The sequence below is a fragment of the Rhodococcus sp. P4_B6 genome (assembly GCF_056402215.1).
In genome coordinates this window covers 1-9,385 of record NZ_JBFUHV010000252.1, presented here as the reverse complement: position 1 = coordinate 9,385, position 9,385 = coordinate 1, and the positions used below count along the sequence as shown (strand labels likewise).

At 66.1% G+C, this 9,385-nt stretch carries 9 protein-coding genes; 6 read left to right on the top strand and 3 right to left on the bottom strand.

The features are described 5' to 3' along the window. Nucleotides 1-195, top strand: a 195-nt coding sequence (locus tag AC1DWT_RS47000) for a hypothetical protein (RefSeq protein WP_477925892.1), incomplete at its 5' end; no start/stop codon positions are given. Between the two features lie 407 nt (nucleotides 196-602). Here AC1DWT_RS47000 and AC1DWT_RS46995 read toward each other — a convergent pair. The 3 genes from AC1DWT_RS46995 to AC1DWT_RS46985 form a co-directional block, all read right to left on the bottom strand. After that, nucleotides 603-1,796 (bottom strand): acetyl-CoA acetyltransferase, encoded by a 1,194-nt coding sequence (locus AC1DWT_RS46995; protein WP_206014078.1) that lies wholly within the window; start codon nucleotides 1,794-1,796, stop codon nucleotides 603-605. Then, a complete protein-coding gene (locus tag AC1DWT_RS46990) occupies nucleotides 1,793-3,238 on the bottom strand; it encodes an OB-fold domain-containing protein (RefSeq protein WP_477925891.1) in 1,446 nt (481 codons plus the stop codon). Before AC1DWT_RS46990 ends, AC1DWT_RS46995 begins: the two co-directional genes overlap by 4 nt. Nucleotides 3,239-3,351: 113 nt before the next feature. After that, nucleotides 3,352-4,539, bottom strand: a complete 1,188-nt coding sequence (locus AC1DWT_RS46985) for a TetR/AcrR family transcriptional regulator (RefSeq protein WP_477925890.1) — start codon at nucleotides 4,537-4,539, stop codon at nucleotides 3,352-3,354. 276 nt (nucleotides 4,540-4,815) lie between these two features. Here AC1DWT_RS46985 and AC1DWT_RS46980 point away from each other — a divergent pair, with 276 nt between their 5' ends. The 5 genes from AC1DWT_RS46980 to AC1DWT_RS46960 are packed head-to-tail and all read left to right on the top strand — an operon-like array spanning nucleotide 4,816 to nucleotide 9,333. Beyond that, nucleotides 4,816-5,712, top strand: a complete 897-nt coding sequence (locus AC1DWT_RS46980; protein WP_206014075.1) for an SDR family oxidoreductase — start codon at nucleotides 4,816-4,818, stop codon at nucleotides 5,710-5,712. Between the two features lie 12 nt (nucleotides 5,713-5,724). Continuing rightward, nucleotides 5,725-6,180: a MaoC family dehydratase N-terminal domain-containing protein gene (locus tag AC1DWT_RS46975; RefSeq protein WP_206014074.1), complete on the top strand. Its 456-nt coding sequence runs from the start codon at nucleotides 5,725-5,727 to the stop codon at nucleotides 6,178-6,180. Then, the gene (locus AC1DWT_RS46970) at nucleotides 6,177-6,614 is read left to right on the top strand and encodes a MaoC/PaaZ C-terminal domain-containing protein (protein ID WP_206014073.1); all 438 of its coding nucleotides are present in this window, start codon (nucleotides 6,177-6,179) and stop codon (nucleotides 6,612-6,614) included. Before AC1DWT_RS46975 ends, AC1DWT_RS46970 begins: the two co-directional genes overlap by 4 nt. Next, nucleotides 6,611-7,756 carry an acyl-CoA dehydrogenase family protein gene (locus AC1DWT_RS46965; RefSeq protein ID WP_206014072.1) on the top strand — a complete coding sequence of 382 codons (1,146 nt, stop codon included), beginning with the start codon at nucleotides 6,611-6,613 and terminating at the stop codon, nucleotides 7,754-7,756. The genes AC1DWT_RS46970 and AC1DWT_RS46965 overlap by 4 nt, the downstream gene beginning before the upstream one ends. 23 nt (nucleotides 7,757-7,779) lie before the next feature. Next, a complete protein-coding gene (locus AC1DWT_RS46960; RefSeq protein ID WP_206014071.1) occupies nucleotides 7,780-9,333 on the top strand; it encodes a long-chain-fatty-acid--CoA ligase in 1,554 nt (517 codons plus the stop codon). Nucleotides 9,334-9,385 lie beyond the last annotated feature (52 nt).

Genomic DNA, 9,385 nt, shown 5'->3' with positions numbered 1-9,385 from the left:
GGCTACGCCACCGCCACACCCGACACCCTGCAACGACGGTTCCTATCCACCGGCGGACAGATCCTCAACCGCGGCAACGAGATCACCGTCCGACTCGACCGGCGCACCTACTCACCCGTCCTCCGCCAAGCCAACCTCCCCGACACCGAGGTCCCCTGGTGGGATGGACGAACCCTGCACTACGAGTTCACCTGAACTGGGGTCGAACTTCCTGCGCGAGAATCCGCGCTAACGGTGTTGGTGGCCATTGTCGTTGATCCTTTCGGGCTGCCGCGACGGTGTGCGACGGCGGAGAAGGCACGGCCAGCGTTCATCATATGATCCCGCTGATACAAACGTTCACGTCTCCTCGGGTGAGGATCGACGGATCTGTGCGCGCAGTTCGACGATAGTCGCTAACTCTGAGGAGAATTGGGGCGATATCGGTCCGCGCTTCCGTGCAAATCGAGGCTATCTGTGAACTGAATCATAGTCAATGGTCGTTAAATTGTTGAGATTGCCCGGGCTGAAAACGCGGCAGTCCCCGGGTGGGAAGCGGGGAATCRCTTCGCACAGCCGGGGACTGCCTCGGGTGGGGGTGGGTACGTTGGCGCGTGTGTCGGTCAGCCCTTCTGCGCGCCGACCACGGACACGAACGACACGCATTCTCCGGGGCCGCCGCCAAGGTTGTGGGTGAGGCCGTATCGCTTGCCCTTCAACGGGATTTGGCGGTTGTCGGGAGCTTCACCGCGTAGTTGGAGCCAGCATTCGAACAACATGCGCAGACCGGAGGCGCCGATCGGGTGCCCGAAGCTCTTGAGGCCGCCGTCCGGGTTCACCGGCAGGTCGCCGCGGAGGGTGAACCGGTCGGCCATCGTGTCCGTGCACGCCTGCCCGCGTGGTGAGAAGCCGAGGTCCTCCATCAGGACGAGTTCGGTGGGGGTGAAACAGTCGTGGACCTCGGCCATCATCAACTCGTCGCCGGGTGAGGTGATGCCTGCCTGTGCGTACGCGTCCCGTGCCGAGCGGACCACCTCTTCGAAGGTGGTGTAGTCGTATTCGGGGTCGATGGGTCCGCTTCCCGGCCCTGCGGCGAAGGCGAGAGCTTTCACGTACAGCGGTTTGTCGGTGTATTTGTGGGCGTCCTCGGCGCGCACGATGATGGCGGCCGCGGCGCCGTCGCTGACGCCGGAGCAGTCGAAGATACCGAGGTCTCCGGCGACGCGGGCGGAGGCGGCGATGGTGGCTTCGGGGACTTCCGCCTGGAACTGAGCTCGTTCGTTGCGTGCCCCGTTGTAGTGGTTCTTCCACGCGACGTGGGTCATTGCCGCCTTGAACTCGTCCTGGGGCACTCCGTACTTCTCGCAGTAGGCCGGGGCGAGCATGGAGAACCGGGCCGGTGCGGTCAAGGTGGTGCCGGTGCCGTCCGAGGGTGGGTTGGCGCGGGTGAGCCCGGAGTACCCGGAATCCTTGAGCTTTTCCACGCCCACCGCCATCACGACGTCGTAGGCGCCCGACGCGACGGCGTAGCACGCATTGCGGAAGGCCTCGGAGCCGGTGGCGCAGAAGTTCTCGACCCGGGTGACCGGCTTGTAGTCGATCTTGAGCGCCGCCGAGAGGGTCATCCCGGAGAACCCGGAGTTCATCGTGCCCAGCCAGTAGGCGTCAATCGCGGCCTTGTCGATGTTGGCGGACTTGAACGCGTCGGTCGCGGCATCGACGACGAGGTCGGCGGTCGACGATTCCCAGCGTTCCCCGAACCTGGTGCACCCCATGCCGACAATGGCAACCTGATCCTTGATTCCGTGCGAGCTCATGATCGGTGTCCTTCGGCTGTCGGGGCGTCGGCGCTGGGCCGGGCCTTCCAGAAGTAGTTGTGGATGCCTTCGGCGGTGGAGAGCCGGCGGAACGTCATCTCCACCCGCTGCCCGATCTGCAGGGTGTCGGGATCGATGTCGGTGAGCTCGCAGGAGAACCGCCCACCGCCGTCGAAGTCGATGACCGCGCCAACGACCGGCGGGGCGGGAGAGAACGCCAGGTGATCGATCGTGTACGTCGCCACGGTGGCGTGAACGTATGCGAGCGGCGCGGGGACCATCCGGTCGGTGGCCCCGCAGCGCAGGCACACTCGCTGGGGAGGCAGGTGCTCGGTGTCGCAGTCGAGGCACCGACTTCCGACGAATCCGTACTTCCAGTCGACCATCCGGTATGAGGCGGGCGCTGCGGCCCGGTCGGGGTCCGGCCGGCGCGGCGTCTGCTTTGCGACCAGGCCCCGCCACGACAGGAAGTCGACGTAGGACAGGGTGTCGCGCCCGGCCGCGATCTGGTCTTCCACTGTGGTTGCCGGGCGTGCGGTGGCGATCGCCTCGGTGGTGCGGAAGAAGAGGGTGTCCGCGCCGTCGGCGAGCACGGTGAGGGCCAGGATCTGACCGGGCGATGCGGTGTCGAGCATCGCCGCCAGCGCCACACCGGCGTGCGCGGCCCCGCAATGTCCGATGCGTCCGACGAGATCGTCGGCGACGGCGCCGCGTGGCACCCCGCTGGTCGCGAGGAAGCTGCGGGCCGCGCGGGGCGAGAGTCCGGTGACCGAGTATTTGTCCACCTCCCCGATGGACAGCCCGGTGTCCTTGAGCGCGTTGGTCAGTGACCGTGTCGCGGCTTCGGTGTAGGCGCCTTCGCCGAAGCGTTCCTCCCACGTCTGAGACCAGGGGTCGCCAGGAGTGCGCCAGCGGTCGAGAAATTCCGTGGACGCGGACCCGGCGCCGAGGAACTCGGCGATCAGCGGTGCGGACTCGGTGGCCGGACCCACGACGAACGCCGCCGCAGCGTCGCCGCCGGTGGCCTCGTCGCTGCTTCCGCTCGGGCCGGTCCGGGTGTCGGCCAGCGCGACCAGGGTTCGGCCGGGCCGTTCGAGGCCGGTGATCAACGCGCAGGTCCCGGACCGGACGGCGCCGCCGATATCGGCGGCGCGGGCGTCGGGACTGAGCCCCACCGCGGCGTGAACGGCTGTTGCGTTGGTCTTGTCGATGTACGCCGGCGCCGTGGTCGCGAACAGGACGGCGCCGACGTCGTTCCCGGCCCCGGCCAGGGCGCGGCGTGATGCCTCCACCGCCATGGTGGTGGTGTCCTCGTCGTAGCCGGCGACCGTGCGTGCACCTTTGCCCACGCGCTTGCCCACGGCCTGCTGAATGGTCGCGTGCGTCAGTCGCCAGTACGGAAGGTGCACTCCGTATGCAGCGATGCCACTGAGTGTGCTCATTGTGCCTCCGAGTAGATGATCCCCACCCGAAAAGTACATACCCGTTAACGCTCGGTCAATGGCTGTTTAGTCTCTGACCATAAAATACCAGTTAGATGCATTTATTCTTCCGGTTACCGCAGGTTCAACCCGGTCACATCGATGGCTAACATCGTTAATTCTTCGGCGAGGTTGGGGCGCTGCGCGAGGCCGTCGTTGATGATCACTTCGTTGATCAGGGAGTACGCGCATCCGGCGCGGACCTTGGCTTCGGCGGCACTCAAGTCAGGGACCGCGAGCTCGATGACGTGGGCGAGTTCGTCGACGTACATCCGCTGACTCCGGCGCCGAAGCGCCCGCACATTCTCGGGGAGCGAGTGCATCTCGGTGGTGTAGATGGCGATGAGGTCGCGGCTCTCGATGGCGAGGGTGGCATAGCGGGCAACGATGTCCACCACCGCCTCGGACGCGGAGCCCGCGTGTCGCAGCGCGGTGGCGATGGCGCCGGCGATCTGCTCGCCGGCCCGGTTGAAGGCCGCGGCGAGAAGTTGTTCCTTGTTGTCGAAGTTCCGACTCACCGCGGAGGCGGTGACGCCGACCTGATCGCCGATGTCGCGCAGGGACACCCCGCCAAACCCCCGTTCCCGGAACAATTGAGTCGAGACGGTGAGGATGGCTTCACGGCGGGAGGCGTGCCGCAGCGGTCCGGGCGCGGTCGCGTCGGAATCGGTCGGGGTGGCCACGGATGCGGACGCCGGGAGCGTCGTACTCAGCAGAGACCGGACCATGCCGGCGGCAAGGCGTTCGCGGGGCAGCTTCGCGGACTGTGTCGACAGTGCCACCCGGATCAGCACCCCGGCGGACGCCCGCAGGCGCAGCCCCAGGGACGCGCCGAGATCCTCGGGATCGAGCAGAGAGCTCCACGGCGCCACGATCGACTCCTGACGCCGGGTCAGTTCGTCCCGGCTCGCAGGATCGAGATTGCCCATCTGGCGCAGATACACCACGTGCGCATCGRGATCGGCCAGGCAGGTGAGCACCGACGCGCGTAACACCCGCTCCTGCAACGGCATATCCGCGTCGGCCGACTCGCGGGCGCTCTCCATCTCGGTCAGATGCCTGCCGATGACCGCGGCGAGGATCGCCTGCTTGCTGGAAAAGTACCGGTAGACGGCCGGGCCGCTGAGCTCGAGCGCGGCGCCGATGTCGTCGATGCCCACCCCGACGAACCCGCGCTGCCGGAACAGCACCGCCGCGGCCTCGACAATCTGGGCCGAGCGGTCCTCGGTGCGCTGGGTAGGTGTGCTCAGTGATTGGTTCACGACGAGTGACGTCCTTTCGATCGTGTCGGGTCAGCCTATCGGAGCATCCCGCCCCTCCCGCGGCGCGTAAGCCCGCGTGAGCGGAGTCGGACCCTCCTCGCCAACTCAAGAAAATTAACGAGTGTTGACTATGTGTCACAGCACACGTTACCTTCGGTGGAGCGGTGAGGGTGCTCGGTCGACACACGTTTGCACCAGGTGACATGCACATGGTTCGCCGATCTGCGGGGATTCCGCCCTCCCTCTTCACAACATCCGGACGTAAGGAATGAACGAATGGCTACTTTCAAGGGGCGGACTGCCGTCATCACCGGTGCGGGCCGCGGCCTCGGCCGGGAGCACGCGTTGCTCCTCGCCGACCTGGGCGCCAACATCGTGGTCAACGACAACGGGTCCAGCGCCGACGGAAGCGGCGACGACGCCACCCCCGCCCAGCAGGTGGTCGACGAGATCACCGCACGCGGTGGCAACGCCGTCGCGCACATCGGGAGCGTGTCGGATTGGAAGACCGCCCAGGAGATGATCGATCTCGCGGTCGACACCTTCGGTGGGCTCGACATCCTGGTCAACAACGCCGGCATTCTCCGTGACCGCACTCTGGTCAATATGACTGAGGGCGAGTGGGACTCGGTGATCGATGTGCACCTCAAGGGGCACTTCTGCCCGCTCCACCACGCCGCCAACTACTGGCGCGAGCAGTCGAAGGCAGGAAAGGCGGTGTCGGCGGCGGTCGTCAACACCTCATCCGGGTCCGGGTTGCGCGGCAACCCCGGTCAGGTCAACTACGCCAGCGCCAAGGCGGGTATCTCGATCATGTCGGTGGTAGCCGCCCGCGAACTCGAACGGTACGGGGTGCGGGTGAATGCCATCGCCCCGGTCGCCCGCACACGCCTGACGATGGCGGCGCCCGGACTCAAGGACCGCCTGGGCGCAACGGACGGGTTCGACAAGTGGGCACCGGAGAACATCTCCCCGCTGGTGGCGTGGTTGGCGTCCGATGAGTGCGCGGTGTCCGGTCAGGTGTTCACCGTGATGGGCGGTCACATCGGCTGGCAGCGCGGGTGGGAAGAGCAGCAGTCCTTCGACCGCGACAGCCGCTGGACGGTCGACGAGATCGCCGACGCCCTGGCCGTCATTCCCGCGGGTCCGCCGGCGTTCACGATGTCCGCATAGAAAGGCGCCGTCATGATCGATCCCACCGATCTCATCGGTCGGCAGCTGCCGAGCTTCACGGCCATCGCCGAGCGTGGCCAGCTACGATTCTTCGCCGACGTTCTCGGCGAGACCGACCCGGTGTACACGGATCTGGCCCACGCCCGCGAAGCCGGATACCCGGATCTGCTGATCCCCCCGACGTTCCTGTTCAGCCTCGAGCTCACCCGACCCAACCCGCACGGTGTCCTCGGTGAACTCGGCGTCGACATGCGCCAGGTGCTCCACGGCGAACAGTCGTTCCGCTACCACTCGCTCGCATTCGCCGGCGAGGAGTTGGTGCTGACACCGTCCTACAGCGACTACTACGAGAAAAAGGGCGGTGCGCTGCGCTTTCTCGTCCGCCGCACCGCCATCACCCGGGAGGGTGAACCCGTCGCCGAACTCGAAAACGTCCTCGTCATCCGAGAACTGGAGCTGACGACATGACCACCATGTTGCAGGAACTCACTGTCGGCGCCGAACTGCCACCGCTGGCACTTCCGCCGATCAGCAGGACCACCCTCGCTCTGTTCGCCGGCGCATCGAACGACCACAACCCCATTCACATCGACTCCGACGTCGCCCACAGCGCCGGACTCGACGACGTTTTCGCCCACGGCATGCTGTCGATGGCGTACCTGGCCCGATTCGTCACCTCCACGGCGCGGCAGTGGGACCTGCGCAGTTACCGCGTCCGCTTCGCGGCAATCACCCCCTTACACGGCCGGCCCACCTGCACCGGCCGCGTCGCCGCCATCGAGGAACGAGGCGGCGAGCGGCAAGCGGACCTCGACCTGACCGTCACCCTCGCCGACGGAACGGTCACCCTGCGCGGCACCGCCACGGTGGCGCTTCACAACGATCAAGGAGATCTTCCATGACCAGACGCACATCCCCCTGGATGACCGGGGACATCGACGCCCTACACGAGATGGCCACCTCATTCTTCGATCGGGAGGTGACGGCGAACTCCGAACGGTGGGAGCAGCAACACCACGTCGACCGCGAGTTCTGGAAGAAGGCAGCCGAACTCGGTCTGCTGTGCGCGGCCATTCCCGAGGAGTACGGCGGCGGCGGGGGGTCGTTCCTGCACCACGCGGCAATCGCGGACGCCTACTCGCACACCGGCGACCGGGCCTGGGGAAACTCGGTGCACAGCGGCATCGTGGCGCACTACCTGCTCGACTACGGAACCGAGGACCAGAAACGTCGCTGGCTGCCGCACATGGCATCGGGAGACATGGTCACGGCGATTGCGATGACCGAACCCTCCGCCGGCAGCGACCTCAAAGCGATCCGCACCCGCGCCGTGCGCGAGGGTGACGAGTACGTCATCACCGGCTCGAAAACGTTCATCACCAACGGTTCCACCGCCGATCTCGTCGTGGTCGCCGCGAAGACGAATCCGGAGGCCGGTGCGCGGGGTATCTCCCTCATCATCGTCGAGACCGCCGACTGCCCCGGGTTTTCCGTCGGCCGGGTTCTCGACAAGATCGGCCAGCACGGTGCCGACACCTCCGAGCTGTCCTTCGATGGTGTCCGGGTTCCGGCAACCAACCTCCTGGGCGAGGAGGGCACAGGCTTCGCCATGATGATGAGCCAACTCCGGCAGGAGCGACTGATCATCGGAATCAGCGCGGTGGCCGCCACCGAACGCGCACTGGACCTGACCGTCGAATACGTCAAGCAGCGGGAGGCCTTCGGTGCGCCGTTGATGGCGTTGCAGAACACCCGTTTCCAGCTCGCCGAATGCGCAACGCTCACCAAGGTGGCGCGGGTGTTCCTCGACGACTGCATCGCTCAGCACATGGCCGGCAAGCTCGATGCTTCCGCGGCGGCGATGTGCAAATGGTGGCTGACCGAGGTGCAGTGCCAGGTCATCGACAAATGCCTGCAACTGTTCGGCGGCTACGGATACATGCGCGAGTACGGCATCGCCCGGCTCTACGCGGATGCCCGCGCCCAGAAGATCTACGGCGGCGCCAACGAAATCCAGAAAGAACTCATCGCGCGCTCGTTGTAGCACGCCCGATGGAAAGAGACGACGTGTATCTCACCCAGGGACTTCACCGCAGCGTGAGCCAGTGTCCGGACAAGATTGCCCTCGTCAACGGGGACAGACAGTTCACACACACCGAACTGATCGACCGGATCGGCCGGCTTGCAGCGGCGCTGGCCGGACTCGGCGCCGCCGAAGGCGACCGCATCGGCATCCTGGCCACCAACTCGGCCGAGTACGTCGAGTACGCACTCGCCTGCCCGTGGGGCGGATTCGTGCTCGCGCCGATCAACAACCGGTGGAGCCTGACCGAGATGGCGTACCAGGTCGACGACGCCGAGATCACGGTGCTGATCACGGATCCTGCTTCCCTCGCGCAGGCCCGCGAGCTCCGGGACAAATGTTCTACCCTCGCGTCCATCGTGTGTTACGGAGCCGCGCAGCTCCCGGACGACTGCCTGGACTACGAGGACCTGATCACCGCGAGCACCCCGATGGCCGACCGGCGACTCTCCGGTGATGCACTGGCGGCGATCCTGTACACCGGGGGAACCACCGGKGTACCGAAGGGGGTGATGCTCGGTCCCGGGCAGATCATGGTCTCGGGTATGGGATCACTGCTCTCCGCGGGACTTCCCAACCGGCCCGAACGGTTCCTGCACGTCTCACCGCTTTACCACATGGCCGCGCTGGCCGGCATCTACCAGCAGGTAATGCTCGGATCGACCCAGTATGTGCTCGGGGAATTCGACGTGCACCGGCTGGCCGAGACGATCGAGCGTGAGCGAATCACCGCAACAACCCTGGTGCCGACGATGATCCAGCGATTGCTCACGTTGATCGAAACGACCGGCGCGGATCTGTCCAGCCTGATCCACCTGGGTTACGGAGCCTCGCCGATCTCCGAAACCGTGCTGCGGCAGGGATTGCGGCTCCTCCCGCACTTGCAGATGTGCCAACGCTACGGGATGACCGAACTCGGCCCGGTCGCCACACTCCTGACCCCGGCCGATCATCGGGACGTCACCCACCCGCAACGGCTGCGGTCGGCGGGACGGGCGGCAATGCACACCGAGGTACGGGTGGTGGGGGAGAACGGCGAGGAAATGCCGGTCGGCCAGGTCGGCGAAGTCGTCGTTCGCGGCGGCAACATCATGCTGGGCTACTGGAAGAAGCCGGCCGAAACCGCGCACGCGCTGCGCGGCGGCTGGATGCACACCGGAGACATGGGCTACTTCGACGACGACGGCTACCTGTACGTCGTCGACCGGCTCAAGGACATGATCGTCACCGGCGGCGAGAACGTGTACAGCGCCGAAGTCGAAAGCGTTCTCTCCCTGCACGAGTCGGTCGCCAGCTGCGCCGTGATCGGGGTCCCCGACCCCGACTGGGGCGAACGCGTCCACGCGGTCGTCGTCCTGACCCCGGGACACGAGAGCGACGCATCGACATTGCGCGAATTTTGCGCGCAATACATCGCTCGGTACAAGGCGCCGCGCACCGTCGAGTTCGTTCCCGCGCTCCCGCTGTCACCGGTCGGCAAAATTCTCAAACGGACACTGCGCGAGCAGCACAACACATCGATGGGACAACCCTCATGACGCATCGGCCGTCGCAGCCGCGGACAGATTCACCGCGGTATCTCACCGAGGA